Origin of the sequence: Marinomonas sp. (genome assembly GCF_965225885.1) — a bacterium.
In the GTDB taxonomy this organism is placed as follows: Bacteria; Pseudomonadota; Gammaproteobacteria; order Pseudomonadales; family Marinomonadaceae; genus Marinomonas.
Map to the genome: position 1 here is coordinate 4,030,863 of NZ_OZ245329.1, position 23,276 is coordinate 4,054,138.

Annotated in this window: 19 protein-coding genes and 1 CRISPR repeat array; of the genes, 2 read left to right on the top strand and 17 right to left on the bottom strand. The window is 46.2% G+C overall.

Annotated features, from left to right (window positions below; all coding sequences use genetic code 11):
- Positions 1–8 precede the first annotated feature (8 nt).
- Positions 9–911, bottom strand: coding sequence for a LysR substrate-binding domain-containing protein (locus tag ACO05V_RS19300; protein ID WP_421855481.1), 903 nt, complete (start codon positions 909–911; stop codon positions 9–11).
- A gap of 126 nt (positions 912–1,037) precedes the next feature.
- On the opposite strand from ACO05V_RS19300, the gene ACO05V_RS19305 reads away from it, so the two are divergent.
- Positions 1,038–1,736: a pirin family protein gene (locus ACO05V_RS19305; protein ID WP_421855484.1), complete on the top strand. Its 699-nt coding sequence runs from the start codon at positions 1,038–1,040 to the stop codon at positions 1,734–1,736.
- Between the two features lie 162 nt (positions 1,737–1,898).
- On the opposite strand, the gene ACO05V_RS19310 is transcribed toward ACO05V_RS19305, so the two are convergent.
- The 16 genes from ACO05V_RS19310 to ACO05V_RS19385 all read right to left on the bottom strand — a co-directional run bounded on the left by ACO05V_RS19310 (position 1,899) and on the right by ACO05V_RS19385 (position 21,843).
- Positions 1,899–2,210, bottom strand: coding sequence for a type II toxin-antitoxin system RelE/ParE family toxin (locus tag ACO05V_RS19310; RefSeq protein WP_421855487.1), 312 nt, complete (start codon positions 2,208–2,210; stop codon positions 1,899–1,901).
- Positions 2,210–2,470, bottom strand: coding sequence for a type II toxin-antitoxin system Phd/YefM family antitoxin (locus tag ACO05V_RS19315; protein WP_255826110.1), 261 nt, complete (start codon positions 2,468–2,470; stop codon positions 2,210–2,212). The genes ACO05V_RS19310 and ACO05V_RS19315 overlap by 1 nt, the downstream gene beginning before the upstream one ends.
- A gap of 124 nt (positions 2,471–2,594) precedes the next feature.
- Positions 2,595–8,673: direct repeats of the CRISPR family, unit length 29 nt; unit sequence CGGTTTATCCCCGTGTGCTCGGGGAACGC.
- An 80-nt stretch (positions 8,674–8,753) separates the two neighbouring features.
- Positions 8,754–9,044: a type I-E CRISPR-associated endoribonuclease Cas2e gene (gene cas2e / locus ACO05V_RS19320; protein ID WP_421855491.1), complete on the bottom strand. Its 291-nt coding sequence runs from the start codon at positions 9,042–9,044 to the stop codon at positions 8,754–8,756.
- Between the two features lie 2 nt (positions 9,045–9,046).
- Positions 9,047–9,967 carry a type I-E CRISPR-associated endonuclease Cas1e gene (gene cas1e, locus ACO05V_RS19325; protein WP_421855494.1) on the bottom strand — a complete coding sequence of 307 codons (921 nt, stop codon included), beginning with the start codon at positions 9,965–9,967 and terminating at the stop codon, positions 9,047–9,049.
- On the bottom strand, positions 9,967–10,791 hold the full coding sequence (locus tag ACO05V_RS19330; RefSeq protein ID WP_421855497.1) for a KilA-N domain-containing protein: 825 nt from the start codon (positions 10,789–10,791) through the stop codon (positions 9,967–9,969). Before ACO05V_RS19330 ends, cas1e begins: the two co-directional genes overlap by 1 nt.
- A 57-nt stretch (positions 10,792–10,848) precedes the next feature.
- Entirely contained in the window at positions 10,849–11,523 is a 675-nt protein-coding gene (gene cas6e, locus ACO05V_RS19335; RefSeq protein ID WP_421855500.1) for a type I-E CRISPR-associated protein Cas6/Cse3/CasE, read from the bottom strand.
- Positions 11,524–12,315, bottom strand: a complete 792-nt coding sequence (gene cas5e / locus ACO05V_RS19340) for a type I-E CRISPR-associated protein Cas5/CasD (protein WP_421855503.1) — start codon at positions 12,313–12,315, stop codon at positions 11,524–11,526.
- A gap of 12 nt (positions 12,316–12,327) precedes the next feature.
- Positions 12,328–13,365 (bottom strand): type I-E CRISPR-associated protein Cas7/Cse4/CasC, encoded by a 1,038-nt coding sequence (cas7e, locus tag ACO05V_RS19345; RefSeq protein WP_421855506.1) that lies wholly within the window; start codon positions 13,363–13,365, stop codon positions 12,328–12,330.
- A gap of 17 nt (positions 13,366–13,382) precedes the next feature.
- The gene (gene casB, locus ACO05V_RS19350) at positions 13,383–14,006 is read right to left on the bottom strand and encodes a type I-E CRISPR-associated protein Cse2/CasB (RefSeq protein ID WP_421855509.1); all 624 of its coding nucleotides are present in this window, start codon (positions 14,004–14,006) and stop codon (positions 13,383–13,385) included.
- Positions 14,006–15,616: a type I-E CRISPR-associated protein Cse1/CasA gene (gene casA / locus ACO05V_RS19355; RefSeq protein ID WP_421855512.1), complete on the bottom strand. Its 1,611-nt coding sequence runs from the start codon at positions 15,614–15,616 to the stop codon at positions 14,006–14,008. The genes casB and casA overlap by 1 nt, the downstream gene beginning before the upstream one ends.
- A complete protein-coding gene (gene cas3 / locus ACO05V_RS19360) occupies positions 15,613–17,127 on the bottom strand; it encodes a CRISPR-associated helicase Cas3' (RefSeq protein ID WP_421855515.1) in 1,515 nt (504 codons plus the stop codon). Before cas3 ends, casA begins: the two co-directional genes overlap by 4 nt.
- Complete coding sequence (locus tag ACO05V_RS19365; RefSeq protein WP_421855518.1) at positions 17,075–17,626, bottom strand: hypothetical protein; 552 nt, start codon at positions 17,624–17,626, stop codon at positions 17,075–17,077. Before ACO05V_RS19365 ends, cas3 begins: the two co-directional genes overlap by 53 nt.
- Complete coding sequence (locus ACO05V_RS19370; RefSeq protein WP_421855521.1) at positions 17,578–18,372, bottom strand: CRISPR-associated endonuclease Cas3''; 795 nt, start codon at positions 18,370–18,372, stop codon at positions 17,578–17,580. The genes ACO05V_RS19365 and ACO05V_RS19370 overlap by 49 nt, the downstream gene beginning before the upstream one ends.
- A gap of 147 nt (positions 18,373–18,519) precedes the next feature.
- Positions 18,520–19,347, bottom strand: a complete 828-nt coding sequence (locus ACO05V_RS19375) for a WYL domain-containing protein (RefSeq protein ID WP_421855524.1) — start codon at positions 19,345–19,347, stop codon at positions 18,520–18,522.
- 150 nt (positions 19,348–19,497) lie between these two features.
- Positions 19,498–20,532, bottom strand: coding sequence for a virulence RhuM family protein (locus ACO05V_RS19380; RefSeq protein ID WP_421855527.1), 1,035 nt, complete (start codon positions 20,530–20,532; stop codon positions 19,498–19,500).
- Between the two features lie 123 nt (positions 20,533–20,655).
- Positions 20,656–21,843, bottom strand: a complete 1,188-nt coding sequence (locus ACO05V_RS19385) for a methyltransferase (RefSeq protein ID WP_421855531.1) — start codon at positions 21,841–21,843, stop codon at positions 20,656–20,658.
- 179 nt (positions 21,844–22,022) lie between these two features.
- Between ACO05V_RS19385 and ACO05V_RS19390 the strand changes: the two genes are divergently transcribed.
- The gene (locus tag ACO05V_RS19390; RefSeq protein ID WP_421855534.1) at positions 22,023–23,219 is read left to right on the top strand and encodes an aromatic amino acid transaminase; all 1,197 of its coding nucleotides are present in this window, start codon (positions 22,023–22,025) and stop codon (positions 23,217–23,219) included.
- Positions 23,220–23,276 lie beyond the last annotated feature (57 nt).

Genomic DNA, 23,276 nt, shown 5'->3' on the forward strand with positions numbered 1-23,276 from the left:
ACAGAGAGCTATACTGTCAAAAGTTGCCAATCTTGCCCTGCCAATTGTTCTACAAACCACGACAAACCTTTGCCCGGATCATCTTTTCGCCATGCCAAATACGCCATCTGATTCGGCCTTGGCAACTCACACTGGCGCAACACTAAACGCCCAGAACTCAACTCATCAGCAATGCGATGTTTCGGCAAATAACCCACACCTAACCCCAAACATTGCGCTTGAATTTTACTGCGCATGGTATCGACCCTAAGCACTTGTCGGCTCTCAAAAATACCACTACTCCGCGCTGGCAAAATTTTTGAACTATCAGCCACAACAATAGAAGGATATTGACGTAATTGCGCCGCGGTAATTACCCCATCAATCAACGCCAACGGATGCGTCGGCGACACAGCGAATGCAAATTCTATTTCACCAATGGCGCGAATATGAACATTCCCTTTAGGCAACTCACCCGTCGCGCCAATGACCAAATCCGCCCTATCGTCTTGCAATGCATCCCAACCACCACCGACAGCTTCTTCCGATAAACTCAATTCCACCGGTCGATTCTGCGCTAAAAAATCCCCAACCACTAACATCAAAGGCGACTCTAACAGCACCGTATCTCGTGCGATTCTCAGCTTTGGCTCCCAACCTGACTCAAACTGCTTGATCGAATCTTCTAATCGCATGGCTGCTTCTAAAATCGCTCGACCTTGCTCCAACACCAAATGCCCTGCGGGTGTTAGCACAGCTTTTTGTCGTGACCGGTCAAACAAGGCAACACCCAAATCCTCTTCCAGCTTCTTTACCGTATAAGTTAACGCCGATGGCACCTTGAACAAAGCATCCGCCGCGGCCGCAAAACTGCCCAACTGATGAATCGCTTCCAACACCCGTAAGGCTTCCAAAGTCACCGCATATGCCATAGCTCAACCTTTATTCAAATTTTTTGAAATACTAGCTCAAAACCTTCCGATTTTCTTTCTTTTTACCGACGACTACACTTTGCTCATACAGTCAAACAGGGTGACAGCCCAATAAGGAGACAGATTATGATTACACTACGACATGCAAAAGACCGTGGACACGCAAACTTTGGTTGGTTAGACAGCCATCATACGTTTTCTTTTGGCAGCTACTACGACCCACAGCATATGGGCTTCTCACACCTTCGCGTCATCAACGATGACACAGTCACTCCCGGTGCAGGATTTGAAACCCATGGACACAAAGACATGGAAATCCTCAGCCTCGTCCTAGAAGGCACCATTGCCCACAAAGACAGCGCAGGCAACATAAAAGAATTGCCAGCGGGCGAATACCAACTCATGTCGGCAGGCAAAGGCATTTACCACAGCGAATTCAATGCCTCTAAAAAAGACATGCTGAAATTCCTACAAATTTGGATTCAACCAAATCAACTAGGCGGACAACCGGGCTACCAACAAAAAGAATTTAGCCAAGCACAAGGCTTCACCACCGTCATCACACCAGATGGCGCAAATGGCACCTTGCAAGTGAAACAAGACATGCAACTGATCCAATTGATCCTTGAGGATCAACAAAAAGCCATATGGCAAGCCGACAGCAAGCGCCATTACTATGTGCATGTCATCGAAGGCGAACTGTCCCTAGGCGATGGCATCACAGTACGCCCAGGCGACGGCGCGAAAATTGAAAACGTGTCAGCAATTAACTTTGAAAGACTAAGCGAGCAACGGGTCAAAGCCCTGCTTTTTGACTTGGTGTAACCACCAAATTTGACTTGGTGTAACCACCAAACTCAAACCATAAAATCCTTAAAGCGAACATAGCAATATGTTCGCTTTTTTTGTTTGATAATAAAAAACCGTAGGGCAGCATGAGGAAGGCACAACCGTAATCTGCCAACCACCAATAAAACGGAGGGGATTTTAGAGGAGTTTTCTATCACTAAGATGAATAAACGGCACCATACTTTTATGCAATATGGCAAAGACAACAACTTGATGTTCATCTTCAATATAATAAATAACGTGACTACCGTAAGGAAAACTGAAAACATTTTCTCGAACTTCCGACCGACTCTTACCAAGAGAAGGCGCTTCGGCAAGTAATCTAATCGTTTGCCTAATCCCAGACAAATACTGTTTCGACTGAGTCACTCCCCAGTTTGCTAACGTAAGACGATGAATTCCAACTAAGTCTGACTTTGCATCAGGTGTTAAATAATAAATGGCAGACATTAATCATAAAGCCCTTCTTCAAGCTCATTGAAAAACGCCTCACCAGCAACCAGATCCCTCTTTGATATATCTTTCATGGCTTGAGCGGCTTTATTTTGTAATAAATACAATTTCATCGCTTCTATACTTTCATACTCATCAACGGAAATAACAACAGCAACAGGCTTACCATTCTTACTGATTTGAACAGGAGACTTTTGAGCATTTAGCAATAAATCACCAAAATGCGTTTTGGCCTCATTAGCAGAAATTGTATTCATCACTCACTCCAAAAAATAAATCGTTCGATTCGTACAATATAATCAAATCATCCAACAACTGCAAAAAACATCCCTTATCACCACAAACAAAACCCATCACGGCCAATTGCTCCTCGAGGGGAACCGGTTTATCCCCGTGTGCTCGGGGAACGCAATTTCACCAGCTCAGGGCAGAGTGCTAGCATCGGTTTATCCCCGTGTGCTCGGGGAACGCTAGAAATTACTATTCATGACAGAGGGTTAATTCGGTTTATCCCCGTGTGCTCGGGGAACGCATTGGTGGCGATTTTTAAGCGGGTTTGGTGGCCGGTTTATCCCCGTGTGCTCGGGGAACGCTTTATCAAAGAGAACGTGCTGGCGATTTGCGTCGGTTTATCCCCGTGTGCTCGGGGAACGCTTCTAAGCAGGTATCTAAGATGGATTCGTTGGCGGTTTATCCCCGTGTGCTCGGGGAACGCGGCAAGACAACCATTAGCAAAAGGCCGCGTGGCGGTTTATCCCCGTGTGCTCGGGGAACGCGCCATCGCTTTTACTGTTACGTTTTCATTAGACGGTTTATCCCCGTGTGCTCGGGGAACGCAAGCGCATTGAATTCCTCTGAATCAAGAATCTCGGTTTATCCCCGTGTGCTCGGGGAACGCCGCCGAAAACATACCTGATTGGGCAATGAAAGCGGTTTATCCCCGTGTGCTCGGGGAACGCCAGGGTCAGAGTTACGTGTTAGAAACACGGCGCGGTTTATCCCCGTGTGCTCGGGGAACGCGGCCATTCAATTGTTGTCGGAAAACCTTCTTGCGGTTTATCCCCGTGTGCTCGGGGAACGCTACCAAACCACCCGCCGTTATCGTTGTCATGGCGGTTTATCCCCGTGTGCTCGGGGAACGCACACAGCCGTGGAGTGACGCGGGTTACGCAGTCGGTTTATCCCCGTGTGCTCGGGGAACGCCTTTCAAGATAAGCGCGGTTAGCCTGCTTTTGCGGTTTATCCCCGTGTGCTCGGGGAACGCCGTGGCTTTTTTGGCCTGTGGGCAAGATGATGCGGTTTATCCCCGTGTGCTCGGGGAACGCACTCATATAAAGTTACTCCTGACTAACCCTCACGGTTTATCCCCGTGTGCTCGGGGAACGCATATTGGGTTTTTGTTCTGATATAAGCTGTTTCGGTTTATCCCCGTGTGCTCGGGGAACGCTTGCGCCCACTGATCGCCTGACGAAACAACCTCGGTTTATCCCCGTGTGCTCGGGGAACGCGCCGAGAACGAAGGTGTTTGTACATCTACCAGCGGTTTATCCCCGTGTGCTCGGGGAACGCCAGTATTCCGCCTTTATTGCGTGTTCGTCAGCCGGTTTATCCCCGTGTGCTCGGGGAACGCTTTATCAAGAAAACGAACATAAGCGAAGATGACGGTTTATCCCCGTGTGCTCGGGGAACGCTGCTGGTTTTTTGATAGTCATAAATCACCATCCGGTTTATCCCCGTGTGCTCGGGGAACGCCAGAATTGGCAGGATACAAGGCGGCGGAAAAACGGTTTATCCCCGTGTGCTCGGGGAACGCATAGGTAGGACCAACCGCCAGCGACATAGACGCGGTTTATCCCCGTGTGCTCGGGGAACGCAAAAAGAATCATTCGAGTTTGTGAGTCGAACGCGGTTTATCCCCGTGTGCTCGGGGAACGCATTTGAAAGATTTTCAAAGCTTTCTAAGAAGGCGGTTTATCCCCGTGTGCTCGGGGAACGCCTCGGCATTCCGAATATAAATCATCATCCATTCGGTTTATCCCCGTGTGCTCGGGGAACGCCAGCATTGAACAACAAGCAATTTTATATTGTTCGGTTTATCCCCGTGTGCTCGGGGAACGCGCTGTTTGCGCGTCAATCTCCGTTTGCTGTTCCGGTTTATCCCCGTGTGCTCGGGGAACGCTACAAATGAGTAAAATCACCATTAATTCAGAGCGGTTTATCCCCGTGTGCTCGGGGAACGCTGTTTCGTCGGGCAAAGTGGGGTCTATGATCACGGTTTATCCCCGTGTGCTCGGGGAACGCGACGTGATAGCCTCGCGGATTTCCTTCAACACCGGTTTATCCCCGTGTGCTCGGGGAACGCTTTTACAGGGTTTAGCAGGGGCGCAGGGCAAACGGTTTATCCCCGTGTGCTCGGGGAACGCTCACCGTCTTGCGGTTTTTTTACTTCACCTGGCGGTTTATCCCCGTGTGCTCGGGGAACGCAACAGTACGACGGTTTTCGCTTGCTTCTGATGCGGTTTATCCCCGTGTGCTCGGGGAACGCTTAACACGCTGTTGCTTCCATCCAATATCCTGCGGTTTATCCCCGTGTGCTCGGGGAACGCTTGATCCATCTGCAATGGTGACGTTATAGGCACGGTTTATCCCCGTGTGCTCGGGGAACGCCGAATGTGGCGAAGTCCATAACGGCGCATCCCCGGTTTATCCCCGTGTGCTCGGGGAACGCTCATCAGCGCTCATCAGCGCTATTTTGTTAAAGCTGATAAAGCGGTTTATCCCCGTGTGCTCGGGGAACGCATAATCGGTATGCCAACAAGCGAATTATAAGCCGGTTTATCCCCGTGTGCTCGGGGAACGCCTCGACATGGTGGATGGTTTTGAGGTCTGTAACGGTTTATCCCCGTGTGCTCGGGGAACGCTAGTTTGTCCACACCAACCCATTTTTATCTTACGGTTTATCCCCGTGTGCTCGGGGAACGCCTAATGTGTCGGCTAAGCGGGCCGCGTTAAGTCGGTTTATCCCCGTGTGCTCGGGGAACGCCTAAATATTAGCCAAATGGCGGAAATGTTCGGCGGTTTATCCCCGTGTGCTCGGGGAACGCAGATTATCGGAGACGTTGAGATTGATGGAAAGCGGTTTATCCCCGTGTGCTCGGGGAACGCATCATGGAATATTTTCCAGAATCAACCGCCCCCGGTTTATCCCCGTGTGCTCGGGGAACGCAGAAGTCGTTCATAATTACTCTCCCTGTTGACCGGTTTATCCCCGTGTGCTCGGGGAACGCATCCCAGTTGGTCAGCATCGTGATGATTTGGCCGGTTTATCCCCGTGTGCTCGGGGAACGCTTTGCATGGCCTAGCCATGATGCCAAAAAACGCGGTTTATCCCCGTGTGCTCGGGGAACGCAAAAAGCCCTCGCTGGGAGGGCTTTAAAATCTCGGTTTATCCCCGTGTGCTCGGGGAACGCGACTCCCCCTTCAGGCGGTTATACTGCTCAATCGGTTTATCCCCGTGTGCTCGGGGAACGCGCTGCAGTAGATGCCAGCGTAATCTGCATAGACGGTTTATCCCCGTGTGCTCGGGGAACGCCGTCCATTTGGTTAAGCGGTGTTTTTATCCAGCGGTTTATCCCCGTGTGCTCGGGGAACGCCAAGCCCAGCCAATCCACACCAACAAACCAATCGGTTTATCCCCGTGTGCTCGGGGAACGCAAGCGCTTGATCAACTAACCCCGTTTTTTGCGCGGTTTATCCCCGTGTGCTCGGGGAACGCCCAATTGGTCTACAACATTGCCGTTTGGAATACGGTTTATCCCCGTGTGCTCGGGGAACGCGAGTACAAGGAATATCTAATGGAAGTCATCGCCGGTTTATCCCCGTGTGCTCGGGGAACGCTGGCTCTTCAGTAGGCCCGAACATTTCCAACCCGGTTTATCCCCGTGTGCTCGGGGAACGCTGCAACGGAATAAAGTTAGCGGAAAATTCACGCGGTTTATCCCCGTGTGCTCGGGGAACGCAAACACGAATGGCACGAGCCTTTCTTTAAAACCGGTTTATCCCCGTGTGCTCGGGGAACGCATGACCAAACGACTAGGGGTGCAACAGGTTGACGGTTTATCCCCGTGTGCTCGGGGAACGCTAGCGCAATGGATAGCGGAATTACTGGATATGCGGTTTATCCCCGTGTGCTCGGGGAACGCCGACCCAGAATGAAGCATAATCCATACATTATCGGTTTATCCCCGTGTGCTCGGGGAACGCCAAGCACAAAAGAGGCGACTATTACGGTTGCCCGGTTTATCCCCGTGTGCTCGGGGAACGCTTGTTGAACGTGACGGCCTCGACCATGTTTTGCGGTTTATCCCCGTGTGCTCGGGGAACGCCGGTATGACATAAATCTTCGCAGCAATGACGGCGGTTTATCCCCGTGTGCTCGGGGAACGCGACTCACCCTCCCAATAAGAATTAACATCAGACGGTTTATCCCCGTGTGCTCGGGGAACGCTTTGGCAAATTACGGAATTAGCCAGCAACACACGGTTTATCCCCGTGTGCTCGGGGAACGCTTAGTTGCTATTCTTTAATATTTATTACCTGTCGGTTTATCCCCGTGTGCTCGGGGAACGCCCAATCGGGTAAATTCATACAGTTTTCGCAGGCGGTTTATCCCCGTGTGCTCGGGGAACGCTATTGAAAAATAATTGATTCAAAGGGTTTACTCGGTTTATCCCCGTGTGCTCGGGGAACGCGCAGTATTATCGGTGGTATGGGTGGCGGCGAGCGGTTTATCCCCGTGTGCTCGGGGAACGCTTTGCTCATCGTTGCTTTCCAGTATTCGAATACGGTTTATCCCCGTGTGCTCGGGGAACGCACAGTTTTAAGCGTCTTGCCAACACTAGACGCCGGTTTATCCCCGTGTGCTCGGGGAACGCAATCCAGAGATTTCAAACATTGCGTCTGAAGCCGGTTTATCCCCGTGTGCTCGGGGAACGCGCATTTCATTTAAACGAGCCTCCAAGTAATCCGCGGTTTATCCCCGTGTGCTCGGGGAACGCACGCTCATTATGCGTTGGCCTAAATGGGACAACGGTTTATCCCCGTGTGCTCGGGGAACGCTACAATTTTTGCAAGCTCGTGGAACGCTAAACCGGTTTATCCCCGTGTGCTCGGGGAACGCTAACAGTCACAATCCAACACCACACCCATATACGGTTTATCCCCGTGTGCTCGGGGAACGCATCAAAAAAAAGGCTTATGGTTATACCAGATACGGTTTATCCCCGTGTGCTCGGGGAACGCTACACCAAGACGACCAAACTGTAGTTGCTGCCCGGTTTATCCCCGTGTGCTCGGGGAACGCCTGACAGTGTCGAAGTTGCCCAAGCCGAGCAACGGTTTATCCCCGTGTGCTCGGGGAACGCCTGGAAATACTGATCATTTGATCCGCTGGAAACGGTTTATCCCCGTGTGCTCGGGGAACGCGGTATCCGCTCCAAGCGTAACGCTTTATCAGACGGTTTATCCCCGTGTGCTCGGGGAACGCATCATAAACACAGAGGTGAGACAACGTGGCAGCGGTTTATCCCCGTGTGCTCGGGGAACGCCCGTATCGTTTACCGTAGTGATTCCCGTGTAGCGGTTTATCCCCGTGTGCTCGGGGAACGCGACTTGATATTGTTAATGTTGTTCTTTAGTCCCGGTTTATCCCCGTGTGCTCGGGGAACGCATCTGACATTTAAACCAAGGTCCTGATTTTTCCGGTTTATCCCCGTATGCTCGGGGAACGCTCTACTTTGGCCCCTGACGGAATCGTGAGCAGCGGTTTATCCCCGTGTGCTCGGGGAACGCTCTTGCTTCATTGAGTCCATGAACAAAACAACCGGTTTATCCCCGTGTGCTCGGGGAACGCATACCACGTCAAGCTCCTGACACTCGGATTATCGGTTTATCCCCGTGTGCTCGGGGAACGCGCGCTCTCCTGCCATAACTTTATGACCTACATCGGTTTATCCCCGTGTGCTCGGGGAACGCTAGTAGCCTATCCCAGCAAATCTCGCTGACGCCGGTTTATCCCCGTGTGCTCGGGGAACGCGGCTCTGTAGCCTTTTTAATCTCGCTTCTCAACGGTTTATCCCCGTGTGCTCGGGGAACGCCTATCTAAATCGCTAACGCCTTTAGTGGCATCCGGTTTATCCCCGTGTGCTCGGGGAACGCTTAGTGTAACAGGTTGATTTTAGTCAATCAATCGGTTTATCCCCGTGTGCTCGGGGAACGCCTTTGTATGATAAAAAGCACTGCACACAACGTCGGTTTATCCCCGTGTGCTCGGGGAACGCTCGATAGTCTTTTGCCATTTTCTCGCGCTCTTCGGTTTATCCCCGTGTGCTCGGGGAACGCTAAATAAAAGTGTTGGTGAATCGCTAGCAAGGCGGTTTATCCCCGTGTGCTCGGGGAACGCTAAATGTATACTATTGTTCTATAAAGAGAAATAACCTCTTTAATTTTCTACCAAGTTTTTAAAGAACAATATTTCTGTATTTATTCGTTATCCGGCGTGAATGTAACAAGCCTTAATCCATCTAAATCAACGGGCATTCTTCGATTTGTGCCATAGGTAATAAAATCAAAACCTGATTCTGTATTAGTTGCCCATGCCATTACAACATTGCCTTCTTCTGCTAGCACTTCGACTTGTTCCCAGATCATTTCTCGGACACGTCTTGTCACATCACCAACATAAACGCCCGCTCTAACTTCTAATAACCAAACCGCTAATCGACCTCTTAATCGAGGAGGAACGGCTTCTGTAACAACTGTAATCATCGCCATGGTTACTTATTCCTGTGTCCAGTGTCACCAATGGATTCAGGCTCTGGTATGGCTGGCGGTTGTGAGTATTCTGGCGGTTTAGGCGGCTCTATTTCTCCTGCAGCCAAGACTTCTTCGATGAGAGGAATCAGCCTTTTTAACACTTTTTCTGTTCGAAATGCTTCACGACAGGCGATGCGCACTTCTTTATCTGGCTGGTAGGGAGATTTTGCGGCTATTTTAAAAGCAATCGGGACAACGGTTTCAAATTTGATTAAATCGGCAATGTCATACACAAAAGAGAGCGGTTTTCCTGTATGTAAAAAACCAATGGCTGGGGCGTAACCTGCTGCTAATATGGCTGCTTCGGTCACTCCGTATAAACACGACGTTGCCGCACTTAAGCATTGGTTTACTTTATCACCTGCTTCCCAGTCTTTTGGGTCGTAACGACGACCATTCCACTGAACGTTATATTGCTTGGCTAACATTTGGTAAATTTGTCGAACTCTTGCGCCTTCAATACCACGAAGTTGATCAACACTTCTGCGCTGTGGTGCTTCGCCAAAGCGAATTTCAAACATTTTGCGAACAACTTTTAATCTTAAGGATTCGTCCAAAGCAAGTTGAGCTTGGTAAAGTAATTTATCCGATCTAGCGCCACCTGGCTGCCCCGCTGAATAAAGTCGGACTCCCGCTTCGCCCACCCAAATAACTAAAGTGCCAGTAGTTGACGCGAGTTTGATAGCCGCATGACTAATTCTCGTGCCCGGCTCTAACATTAAGCATGCAATTGATCCCACAGGAATGTGCATTCTCTCGCCGTTAACGTCATCAATGACAACAAAGGCACCATCTCGCACATCAATTCGTCCCATACCGACGAAGATCATTGAGTTTCGATCTTTTATTGGAATAGGCTTTAACGGTATAAATCCAGCCATTATTCTGCCTCCATCTGAGATAAAAGCATTAAATCATTCGCCGTCAAAATCCCCATTTGACGAATGGCTAATTCGTTTAACTTAACCACCCGTTCTGATTGAGGAACACCTTGCTCTATAAAATGCGCGTTAAGTGATTCGAGGTTCGCAAGACAGACTAATTGATGGACGTTGGCGTGATCTCGTATATTGCCAGTTAAAGAAGGGCTTTCATCTCGCCACTGTTTAGCAGTGACGCCAAATAGAGCGACATTAAGCACATCGGCCTCACTAGCGTAAACAAATTGAATTTGTTGTGGCGTTAGCGTATCTGGAATAAGGTTTTCTTTGATGGCGTCGGTGTGAATAAGATAATTCACTTTCGCTAAATTACGACGAATATCCCAGCCTAGATGCTGGAACTCTTGTTCTTTAAGACGTTGGAATTCTTTAATAAGGTAAAGTTTAAACTCGACAGATATCCAACTTGCAAACTCAAAGGCAATGTCTTTTTGCGCATAAGTTCCGCCATAGCGGCCTGCTTTGGAAATTAAGCCAATGGCATCGGTTGATGCAATCCATTGTTTTGAGTTAAGCGTAAAACTGTTTAACCCCGCTTCCTTTTTAAACCCATCGAATTCGATGGGTTTAAAATTTGGATTATGTAACTGCTCCCATATACCTAAAAACTCGATGGTATTGCGGTTTCTTAACCAGTTACCAATAATAATATCTGTTCTATCTACATTCCTGAATTTCGCTATATCTGTTATGCAAATATACTCCATGCCATCCTTGGTCATGGTCGAAATGTCTTGTTCAAGTACTTGTAGCTTGGGCTTCATTTTTCTTCTCCTTAAGTCAAACAGAAAGAGCCAAATTATTTGACTCTTTCAATGAAGCTAAATAGATTTTATTAGCATGAGTCCGCAGCCCAATGATTTTGCTCTTCCAAAGCCTTTTTCCAACTGCTCAAGAAACTTTTCAGGGTCTTGCACAGTCAGTACGCCTTGGTAATCCACACTGGAAAAACGAATTTTATCTTCTCGATTTTTATCACTACGATGCTGAATGTACGTTTGCACCTCTGGTAAAAAGTCGAGAGTAAATCCCCAGTGTTCTAGTCGTTTTGGATTAGCAATCCACTCTTGAGCCGCCCGCTCCATGAGTAAACGAATTTCTTCATTGTCTGATACGCCACTCTCTTTCGCCGCTCGCTTTGCATGCATCATCACATCATGACGCTTTGATTTTCCCTTTTCATCTGTCGTACAAACGGTCGGGTTCGCCCTTAAGGTAAAGCCTAACCGCTGACCACTTTGCAGTTTTGGCGTGAAGGTTTTCGTTTGAACGCTAAACGTACTTTCATTAGATTCTGGCTTAACCGATGATAAAACGAAAAATGCTTTAGATCCGTCTGTGTTTTGTTCTTCTCGAAACAAGAAAGAACGCTTATCTTCTTCCGTAAATAGCTGCCATAAAATTTGATGAGCGGAATAAGCCCCTTTACCACCAAAACCAAGTAGTAGCTGCCGAGCTTGCTGTGAGGCTTGAAACGATACTTTCGACAAATACATTTAGGCCTCCTCTACTTTGACTTGATGCGTCGTTATTTGATGCACTGTTATTTGGTGCACTGTTATTTGGTGCATAGTGCGCTGCTTAAACTGCCAACGGTCGCGGTTAATTGGATCATCCCAAGGGTGGGTTGTCAGCGCAGTTTCGCCGGGAAATTCATCAACACTGCCTTCCCAAGTGTAAGTAGATAGTTTGTTGGGGCTTAGCCAAATCTTATCTAAATGCGGTTTATCACTATCCATAATGCTTGGAAAAGGATAATCCAGTGCCTCTCTTAAACTGACAGACGCTAACAACACGGGCATTAAAGGTGCAGCCAGAGGACAGGACTTTCGTCCTAACGACAACACATAAACTGGCTTAATAAGCGCTTTTTTTAGCTGATCTAAACTAAAATGCTTGTCTTGAGTTAATGAAATAGCCACAACCCAAATACCATCACAGCGATAATCCCGAGTAGACAGTATGGTATTTAGCTTCTCTTTAGGTTCATCAAGCAGCTCATTTTTACGAGTCCGATAAACATACTTGTTATTACGAGACGGCACTTGGCTAGTATGATAATCCCGCAATAAACTGGTTGGCGTCACTTGCTTGGTCGCCACTTGGACACTAGTGTGCAAAGCGTCTAGTTGCTGCTCATCATCACGCTTAATACCAAGCGCCGCACCTAGCAAACCGAGAATAGCGGAACGCGTTGGCGCAATGGCTGTCGCCCTGTCTCCACCAACAGCGGGCTGTCCCCAACTTGCCATGGGGCCATAGAGCCGAAATACTAAATAATCCTTCATGATTCGGGCTCCCTATTGAGCAACAAAGGCTTTTAATTCTTCAAATGAACCTTCGCCATTGACCGCATCAATGGCATAGCGCGTTTCTGCGCATTCACCATAGACTTTATCGAAATTCTCAGCCTGTTTAGTAAGCGCTTTAATCGCATCAACCGCTTGATCACCAGCTGCAATGGGTTTTAAAAACGCCGCCGACAAGGAACGTGGCTGATATTCGCCTTTCTCAGCTAAGACATAGCTAGCATAAGCACGAGAAGCGAAGCTGTTTTGCTTGCCTTTTGGCGATACTTTCACGGCGGCTTCCGTCAGCGCTTGAATGGCTTTATTAGCTAAGGCTTCATCACCATTTAGGTTATCAATAAGCTGAGATTTGTTGATGCAAATATAGTTATAGAATAACGCCGCCGCGAAACCAGATTCACCAATGTGTGAAGAGCCAGAATCTTCTTTGCCATCGTTCAAATCGTCTACAGCAGTAAAATAATCGTCTTCGACCACAACACTATGAACGCTCAATGCATGAGCCACTTGGCAAGCCGCTTCCACATTAAAACGTGGGCTAGAGGCTAGCATACGACCAAACAAGGCAATGTCGACAGCACTTTGATTTTGGCGTAACAAAGCTTTTTCTTCGTCTTTTGGTGCTCGATTCTCTTCTACTAAAGTTACCGCTAATTCAAATGCAGCGGTTTGTTCTTCTGGACTGATGTGTGCTAGCTGTTCAATTTCTAAAGAGTCTTTTTTGATTTTACCAAACACTCCTGCGATATCCGCAGCCCATGCTTTGGCGTTCTTTTCGTTCGAGACACCTTTCGTAACCATCAAATCAAACACTTGCTGACCAAAACGTTTGGTACGTTTACCTATGTTATCCGCTAGTGACGATTCAAAAACCTCAGAACAACGCCAGTTGCGCTTTAAACTTTGTGAGCTGACGCGCAGGCGATCAAAGCCCCCCATTTTCGCTGTTTTCGGACGACCAAGATCATCGCGGTTTAAGTTAGAAGGCGCGTAAGAGGTTAAGATATGAAGTTGAATAAATTGGCTCATGTGAATTCCCTTTTAAGTTAATTAGTTGAAGTAGATTTGGATGCTTTTTGATTGGCAGATCGGTAATAATCCATCGCCCATTGCACAGTAATTCGCTTATCGGCTTTGCGCGGCTGTCTATCGTAGTGTTCTTCAAACCATTGCAATATGTCAGCAGCCACTTTAGTTGGTGACACCTTGCCATCTAGTTGTTGAATAATACGACGTAAGCGTTTTAAGAAATCATCCGGTGTTGGCGTGTTTTGTAGCTTGGCAAAGCGCAACTCACTCACAATGGATTTGTCTGTTGGTTTACCCTGCTTGTTCAATTTTTTACCTGCCTGAACCGCTAGTTTTTCACCATTGTCCTGCTTGATATGCACTAATACGGCCGCAACCGTGGCCCATGCTTCAAGCTTTTGAGTTTGTCTTTCTTTACTCATGGGCTGCAAAATCTCTTCAAGTCCACCATTTAGTAATGCCATCCATAAAGCTCGAAAACCTTCTGACAACAAAGCATCGTCCGCAGAATCACAACGTTTCAATTCGGCTTTATGAGCCGTTGGCGCTGCTGGGTAAATATTTTTCTCTTTCAGTACTGCTGCATCCAGAAACATACTTTGCCACCAGCGACTTATCACTTTGAACTCTTGATCATCCATTAACTCACCTCCTGCTTCGCTTCAATTTTATGATCCGTTTTAAACGCTTTAATATCTTTACCGCCATATAACCAACCCGATAAAGACCGCCTTGCTTCAATGCGCTTTATCATGGTTCGTTCAGAACCCAATTCAGACAAGGCGTACTCATCAAACAAATCCAATACAACAAATTGCAGTTTCGTCAGCCATGTTTTTGCTGCTGCGGTAGAAAGCTGCTGCCTGTCATCGTCTTCTTGTATTTCTTCCATTAACTTAGCAATGGCATCAAAGAATAGGTTTTCTGTACGCTGCCAGAATTCCATATCAATAAAAGACATATCGCCTTTAGCGTCACTTGGGCTTTCAAACCATGCTGCTTTGACCTCAGACCGTAAATGCCATAAGGCATCAGACGACAGCTTTTGAAGGTATTTCACCTCTACCAGTAAGTCATTTTGCTGCTCTGGATCAAACTGAAACAAAGGCATACTGGCGCTGTACCAACAACGAGCCTTCATGTTGTCCATATCGTAACCAAATACCCAAAGGCGAGAACGAACCTGCTTTAACGCTTTACGATAGTGTTTAGATACCACTTCAAAATGAGAAACAACCGCCGCACATTTTTGAGCTTGAGTGTCACTTGAAAAGCTCAACACATCCCAAATCTTATAATGCAGTCCACCGGGCTGACCTTTGATAGACAACCATTCTGCTTCTGGCTTTTTAGGATCGCCTTTATAAGGCGTTAGCGGATGAGACCAATTGCCCGAGTAATTGTGACCATAGTTTTGTGTTCGATAATCCGTCACCACTTTTTGAGCGGTTTTTCCTGAGATGTGACAAACGCCTTCTCTATGTTGAACTTCTAAGCGAATGCGGCGTGGCATCGCCCAAAACATATGCAAAAGGTTTATATCTTTTGAATTTTCATATATTTCTGTATTTTTCTTATCACTTAATTTAGTCGGCGCTAACCAAGGAAACACAGAACCATCGGTAAAATCAGGATCATAGTAAACCCAATCTTCCCGATTAATCACATTAAGCCAAAGCTTTTGCCAGAGTGTTGCCGTCTCTGTTGAGGGTTGTATCAAGGTCGTCAACGGACCACCACCACGAAGCCCGACTCGATGCCCTGCACCACCAGCAGGTGCATTAATTTGCAAAGTAAAAAGCGCTAACAGTGCCATTTCTAATGACATCTGTTCGCCAATACCACGCTTAATAAAGTGGTCGGTATTGTTCTTTATGCCATTTTCACCGGGTGCTTCAATTAACAAACCAGAAACCTTAGTAGCTGTTTGCTTTTCCAATAAATCAAAATCCTGCATAAACAAAGGGCCATCACCGTCGCCATGAAAAGCATGCTCAACAGAATGAAAAGCGTTTTCTAGCACTTCTTGAGAAGGTGGCGTTTCAAATAATTTAACCCACTCCGTTTGACCATTCGGTGCAAATACGGTTTGCAATAACCCAATGGCAAACTGGTAAGCTGCGCCTTGAAAGTCCGCTCGTGGTAACGCGAAATCCACCACATCAGAACGGCTGATCTGACTCATAGGCAACACTTGCTCCGAGCCATCTTGCAACCGCATCGGCAACCAAGGATCTTTTACTAGATTCATAACATGTCCTTATTGTTCGTTTCTTTAAACCCAAACCTATCGTTATATTCAAATCCTGTATCTTCTTCTGGTAACCAAGATTGTAAATATTTGCTGCTTGGATAGCGTTGCGCCAGATCATCTCGCTCATCTTCTGATAGCTGAGTGAGTTTCGCGGCGTATTTATTTTTGGATATTTTGAGTGTACTTAGCTGAACGGCAAATTTAGGGTGATCGACTCTTGGCTCTAATTTGCCGCTGGTATTTCTTTTCAGCAACAGTACATTGACGGTTTCTATATCGCTGTGACGGGTACTGATGTCGGAATCATCATCAAACCAATATTGGTTACTATGATCACTGTAGCCATAATCCTGCCATTTCAATCGGTTGGATTTAGCTTTACTCGCTTTTGCAAGCTCGTCTCCTTGAGTTGCTTGCTCAAGCTTTAATAAAGTCGTCGGAATTTGATCAAATGCCGCGCTTGAATAAACCGCCTCGATAAGATCCCTAGCTTGTTCTGGCATCTTGATGCCGCCTAACTCTTTAAGCTTTTTCATCCCTAACCACAATCGACCAGGGGAACGGTAAACATATTGAGTATTGCGAAAATCCTTAGACAGCCAATCAACAGCTGGCTCGTCTGACCACGCTGGTGCATGCAGATACAAAACCGGATTTGGTCTAGTATCGGTAATGCCTGATTGATAAGCGCTTTGTTGGTTGCGAGTATGGCGATGGAGACGACCTGCGCGTTGGATCAAATCATCAATTGGGCAAATATCGGAAATCATCACATCGGCATCGGCATCTAAACTTTCTTGGAAAACTTGTGTGGCAATAAGTACTTTGCCAACGCGACTTTCAGCGTTACTGCCTTTGCCAAAACAATCCAAGACTCGTTTCTCAATCGATTGACGGTCATCGAGGATAAAACGACTGTGAAATAATAAGAGGTCTTCAGGGACGGTCATTAAAGAATAAATCGCTTCGTATGCTTTTAAGGCATCATCAACAGAATTACGAATCCAAACAACACACTCACCTCGCGCTATGGATGCCATTACTTTGTCTAAGACTGCCTTTTCACTCTCTAAATAGTCGACCTTAACAAAACGACTCACATCCGCTCGGCTTTCAAGTTCATGTTCGATTAACGGCGTTGTGGATGTAAGAGACACTTTTGTAGCAAGGGGAAAATGATAGTTTGTTGGTATCAAATGGGAATGCTGGCTTTCTTTTAACCAGCTCTCTTTTAGCCAAATGTGCGCCAAACGTTGTCTTTGTTCCATGGACAAGGTTGCTGTTAATAAGATAGCACTGCCACCTTGATGAAGATGCAAAGACAATAAGCTTTCTAAAAGCTCAAACATGTATTCATCGGCGGCATGAACCTCATCAAAAATCAGCACTTTTCGATGTAAGCCTAATAGACGCAATGACTGGTGGCGACGAGGCAAAACGGCAAGTAACGCTTGGTCAATAGTTCCCACACCAACAGGAGCCAGTAGCGCTTTTTTTACGAGAATCACTTAGCCATTGATTACATTGCGCCGTTGCAGTTTGGTCGCTTGATGAGTAGTCACTATCGACTTTCGATGAAGACAAAACACTCGACTGAAACAACTCATTCATTTCCCTTGCGCCATGCGCCAATACAATACTTGGTTTGGCCTCATTCGCTTGAAACATCATTTGATAGCTATCAAATACGCGTTTATACATGGCATTCGAGGTTGCCATAGTAGGCAAACCAAAATAGAAACCATCCGCAGCCCCAGCTACCAACAAACGATGAGTTAACGCTAATGCCGCTTCGGTTTTCCCTGCGCCAGTCACATCTTCAAGAATAAATAATTGAGGGCTATCATCTATTTCGACATCTTGCGCCCATCGCTGCAATGGCGTTGGTGTAAAGTTGAAGTGTTTTTCAATTGACTCAAATGGCGCCTTATTAAAAACCTTTACCAGCTCCGTAGCCTCTAGCGCTTCTTTTGCGCTTCTTTTGCGCTTTGTTGAGCAACTGGCCAATATTCGTCCAAAGACATAGGAGTAGAACAATATTTAAAATGATTTTGGTCAGAACCTATCCAATCCGCCAATACCACCACACCTGCTAATGTCCAGCTAACTTGCTTCAGGCGTTGACGCCATTCACGATCAACTAGCTTTTCAATAGGAAGAACTGGCTGGAGCAAATCAAACACATCAAGAACAAATTGTTCCGCTGCGGGAACATTTTGTTTACGTTCAATGTAGGGCGCTAATTCGGCAATTTTTGCGGAATTAATCGGTTTACCGTGATGACCTAACACACAATCCATGAGGACCATTAAGGTTTGCGAGCATTCACCTTCTTCTTCAAAACTTAAAGAACGAGAATATAACTCGTCACAATCTCTGATTTTATCCCAGAAATACAAGCCAAGTAGGTCATGACGAAATTCTCTACCGTCGTACTGTCGGTTAGGATGAGCGTCGAATAAATAACTAAGCTCATCTTTAAACAAGGCTTGAAAGGCAGACGCGAATTTACCTAGGTCATGCAAGGCAAGAAAAAAGACAAATAACTTAGTAACCTCTTTTACCTTCAAATCCAGAAACTCAGCGATTCCTTTAGCCAACTCTGTATCAGGCGCAAGTAACAGCGCACCTACAGCGGCTACGTCTAAGCTGTGATAAGGTAATAAGTGGTAAGGGTCTCCTTTTGTATCTATCTCTTGTTTTTGAGCCTTGCCCCAGTAGTAAAAATACGAAGCTAATTCTGTTTCTTGCATATCCCTTCTCGCTTTTGTTTATTTTGCTAGGGGTCATCCGGCTTGCTTACACTTTGACTCGCTTTTCCCTATCCAACAATCCTGTTGTTTTACACAGGTAAAGTAATTTGACAGGTTTTGTCTTATGTCAGCGTTTTCTTGTATCAATCAGTCGTAGAGCCATTGTTTTATGTCGGCATAGTTAACACACACCAGTTGCTGGGCTTGTGGGTTGGCTTCGAGCATTTTGGTTTTGATCTGTAAGTCGTCGAGGGTGTATTTAACGAGGGCGGCGCGGGTGGTGATGTGAAGCTGGCCATTGGTCATGCCGTAGTCGTTTTCAAGCACGCTTTTTTGCTTGTCGGTGAGGCGGGAATCGGGTGCGAGAATTAAGGTGACTTGGGTGTTCCAAAGTTCGTCTTGTTGTCCGGTGTGTTCGGTTGTTTTGCCATCATAGTCGACGCTTTGGAAGCGGCTTAAAACAAAATCGAGATATTGTTGTCGTATATCGCAATAAGCCCGAACATGCCATCGGTTGGCGGTTTTAACGAATGAGTGTGGATACAGTAACCGTCCTTGCGGGTCGCTACTAGACACCGATAAATATTCGCAATCCACAGCGGTGTTCTCTTTTACCGCTTTAAGCAGAGGGCGCATCACTTGCGGTGAAACGTATCTTGGTAACGCATCAATACGATATTGAGTTTGGTGAGTTGGTTCTTGAGGAAAGGTCGGAATATTACCGAAATGCAGCCAAGCAAAATATTCATCGACGGTTTGATCAATATAGTGCGGTTTGAAATGCTCTGTTATTTGGTAGGCTTTTCGTTTGGCATCATAGTCTAGCGAGTTTGGAAAATCAGCCTGATATTGTTTAAGAAGCTGACTGACACTTTGCCGCGTGAGACCTAAAGCGCTCATCAGTGGTTTAGTATTTATTTGCCCTTCCCAAAAGGCGATCAGTTCGAGCATCCAATAACGCTGCACCACTTCCATCTGACAATCCCTTTACGTTTGATGATTTAGCAATGTAGCGCAGTTTTGTTCGATAATCAAACGGCAATTGTTATCTTTTTGTATTTAGATCAATCAGTTTTTTATTAACGTATTTGATTGTTGATTAGCGAACCGCCTGCGCAAATTTATCTACGTCCTTTTCTTGCTGCTAAGTAATTTCGTCACTTCACGGTCAAAGTCTGACTCTATTTTTTGTTGTTTGTTGAATTGTTCATACTCAATATGGGCTTTTTGCTCTGCAGCTTGGCGCGATACTTGGCCGTAGCCTTCTAATACTTGATATTCATTGAAGGCTAAAAATTTATTAACGCTTTCAGCAAAGGCTTCCATGGTAAAGGTATTACGGCGCTCAATGATGCCTTCAATGTAGTCAAAAAAGGCCGACACTGTGCGCTCTAGCTTTTTGATTTCATCTTCACTTAGATAATTTTTTGCGACGGTTGTATCTGATTTAAGTACTCGACCTGAAGGAGCGTTTTTATAAGTCATCATACCCATTAGTGGTTGGCTAGCGTCGGCCTTTAATGAAATAATTTCTGCCGCCGTATGCCCTGTAATAGCAAAATGAAACTTGTCTTGCACATGGGCATAGAACAAATGTGTTGTTTCTGAAAGAGGATCATAATCAACACTACATTCAGCAAATATATCGGTTATTTGCTGATAAACACGTCGCTCACTGGCTCGAATGGAGCGAACTCGTTCCAGTAGCTCTTTAAAATAATCTTTGCCAAAGAAACGACCGTTTTTAAGGCGCTCATCATCCATGGCAAAGCCTTTGATGATGTAGTCTTTAATGAGTTGAGTTGCCCAGATACGAAATTGGGTGGCTTGCGCAGAGTTAACCCGATAGCCGACCGAAATGACAGCATCTAAGTTGTAGTATTCAAGCTTGCGCTTAACCTCTCTTTTACCTTCTTGTTGAACTGTTTCCAAAATGGAAAGAGTTGCGTCACGCTGTAATTCGCCAGAATCGTAGATGTTATCTAAATGCTTTGAAATCGCAGGTACTCCCACACCAAACAATTCAGCTATACGCTTTTGCGTAAGCCAAATGGTTTCGCCACTGAGTAATACTTCTACTTTTACTTCGCCATTAGGAGCGGTATAAAGTAAAAACTCTGAGGTCTGGTCTTGTAGGCTAAGTTGCGTTTTTTTGGTCATAACACCCTCTCCCAATGGTCAATTTTATCTGCATCCATGCATGTTAGTTGACGGTACATATAGCACAGTTCTAAAAGAAAGCACCTCGCTAAACACTACCCGCCATATTATCACAAAAGCCTCTTACGTCCGCGTAGCCCTTATCATCCAGTTTCTCGGCGTAAGGCTTTTTTCACAAAATGCACCGATGTCGACTTGGTAGCCGTTTTCTTCTAGGTACATGGCGCGGTCGAGGACGAGCCAATGTTCGAGGGCGGGACGAAACAGTTGGCTGATGGCTTCGAGTTTTTGTATTTGTTGATAACGAGTTTGGCCGATGGCTTCAAAGTCTTCAAAAGGGGTTTTGGATATTAAGTCGGTTAGGTCTTTTTGCTCAGCGGCCCAGTGGCAAAAAGCAACGAAGCCTTGGTTAAGTAGTGCTTTTTGAATAGAAGGAACTGGAAGGTAGTCATCTTGCTGACGGGCGGTTCGTTGCCAAGCATCAAAGCCGAGTCGATAAGTTAGTTCGAGCTGTTTGAGGCGTTGCTCACGGGCGCCGGCGGTGGCGACTTCTTTGACGGCAAGTTTAAGGTCGGCTTGGCGCAGAATAAGTGTGGAATGTTGGGCGGTTTGCGATAACGGCTGATAGTGACTTGTTTGCGTCAGGTGATAACAGCAAGGGGAAATACATAGCATGGCAGTGTTGGCGGCAATGACCTGCTCGATCAGTTCACGATGTAAATCTCCACATGCATGGAGCGCGACGGCACAGTGAGCGTTTGCTAACGAGGGTCGCCCTTCTCCTTTTAGTACATCGGCATGAGTGAAGGATTGCGGAATTTTTAACCGCTTAGCTTCTTGCTCTCCCGCTTCACACAGTGTTTTTTGCCATTCTAGGCTGTGAACTGGCTTGTTGTCTTGAAAGGCTAATAATTTGCCCAAGTGACCTTTTCCTGCGCACCATTCTACATAGTTATTGGCTTTTGGCGTACGAGCAACGAAGGCTTGAATTTGTGACCATTTACGGCCCTTTATTCCTGCTGAAACATAACTTGGCACATCGTTAGTAAGTGTTCGCTGCGCCGATTGATCAATTAAATCAGGCTTTGAGAAATTAAGCGCGGTTTTTAGGTCTGGGCAGAGTCGAAAAACCTCCCTATAGAAAGTCTCATTTTCTATTTCTAGGTTTTCTCGTTCCAAGAGCTCTGCCAACTCTGGATAGGCGCTTTTCCAAGGGTTATCAAGCCGAGCAAAGGTATCGAATTGCCAGAGTTGAGTATGCATTTTTAACCAAGTATCAAGTGATTGAAAACGCTGTTGAAAAGTGGTCATAAACTGGCTCGCTAGGAAGGAAAAACTAGGTGTCTTTTTTTCTTTACAGTATTGAGGAAATTTCCCTCTCGCTTGCATTGTATTTTGTCATAAAAACGGCAAAATGAAGAGGCTATTCAAGCAGAGATTATACTCACAGAGATTTTCCTGTGACATAAAATAAGGACCTCGTAACTATCATGTTCAAGCATCTTAAAGCCGTTTCTGGCGACCCTCTTTTAGCTCTGATCATTGCCCATAAAAATGACACAAACCCAAAAAAAATTGATTTGGGTGTGGGTGTCTATAAAGACGATAATGGCCATACGCCGATTTTAAATACAGTAAAAAAAGCCGAATCCATTTTGCTTGAACAAGAAGACTCTAAAAGTTATTTAGGTATTTACGGCGCGAGTGAGTTTGAAGCCATTATCAAAGACTTGGTGTTGGGCGAAGGCAATGAGCTGATCACTTCTGGTCGTATTCGTTCCACACAAACACCTGGCGGTACAGGCGCATTAAAAGTGGCAGCAGATTTTATCAGCGCAAACTTAAAAGATGCTCGCCTTTGGGTAAGTGACCCGACTTGGGGTAACCATAAGTCTATTTTTGATTCAGCAGGCGTAGAAGTAAAAGACTACCCTTACTACGATCCAGCAACAAACGGCCTACGTTTTGACGACATGATGGCGAAGCTAGAAGCTGAAGTGAAAGAAGGCGATGTATTGTTGCTTCATGCTTGCTGCCACAACCCAACAGGTATCGATTTACAATTCGATCACTGGAAAGTACTAACCGATTTTGTTAACAAACGTGGCTTGTTGCCATTGGTTGATGCGGCATACCAAGGTTTTGGTGACGGTTTAGATGAAGACTTGGCTGGCTTGCGCTATATGGCCGCTAATGTTCAAGATATGTTGATCGCGAATTCTTTCTCGAAAAACTTCGGTATTTACCGTGAACGTTGTGGTGGTTTGAGTGTTATTGCTGCATCTGCAGATGAAGCAACGGCCGCATTTTCTATTATTGGCCAAGCGATTCGTGCCAACTACTCTATGCCACCAGCACATGGTGCCGCGGTAGTTTATACCATTATGAGCAACCCAGAACTAAAAGCAGAATGGGAACTAGAAGTGGCCGCGATGCGTGATCGTATTAACGGTTTGCGTGAAAAGCTCGTTGCTAAATTGGCTGCATCTGGCGTAAGCAAAGACTTTAGTTTCATTAAAGATCAGCGCGGCATGTTCTCTTACTCTGGCTTAACGTTAGAGCAAGTTCATACATTACGCAGCGAATACGCGATTTACATTGCCGACACTGGCCGCATGAGCATTGCTGGCGTGAGCGATAACAACATCGACTACTTGTGCGAAAGCATCGCGAAAGTTGTGGGTTAATTTTTTAAAGATCACTCTTTAAAAAAACACTGTTTTTGAAAGCAAAGCGCTAAAAAC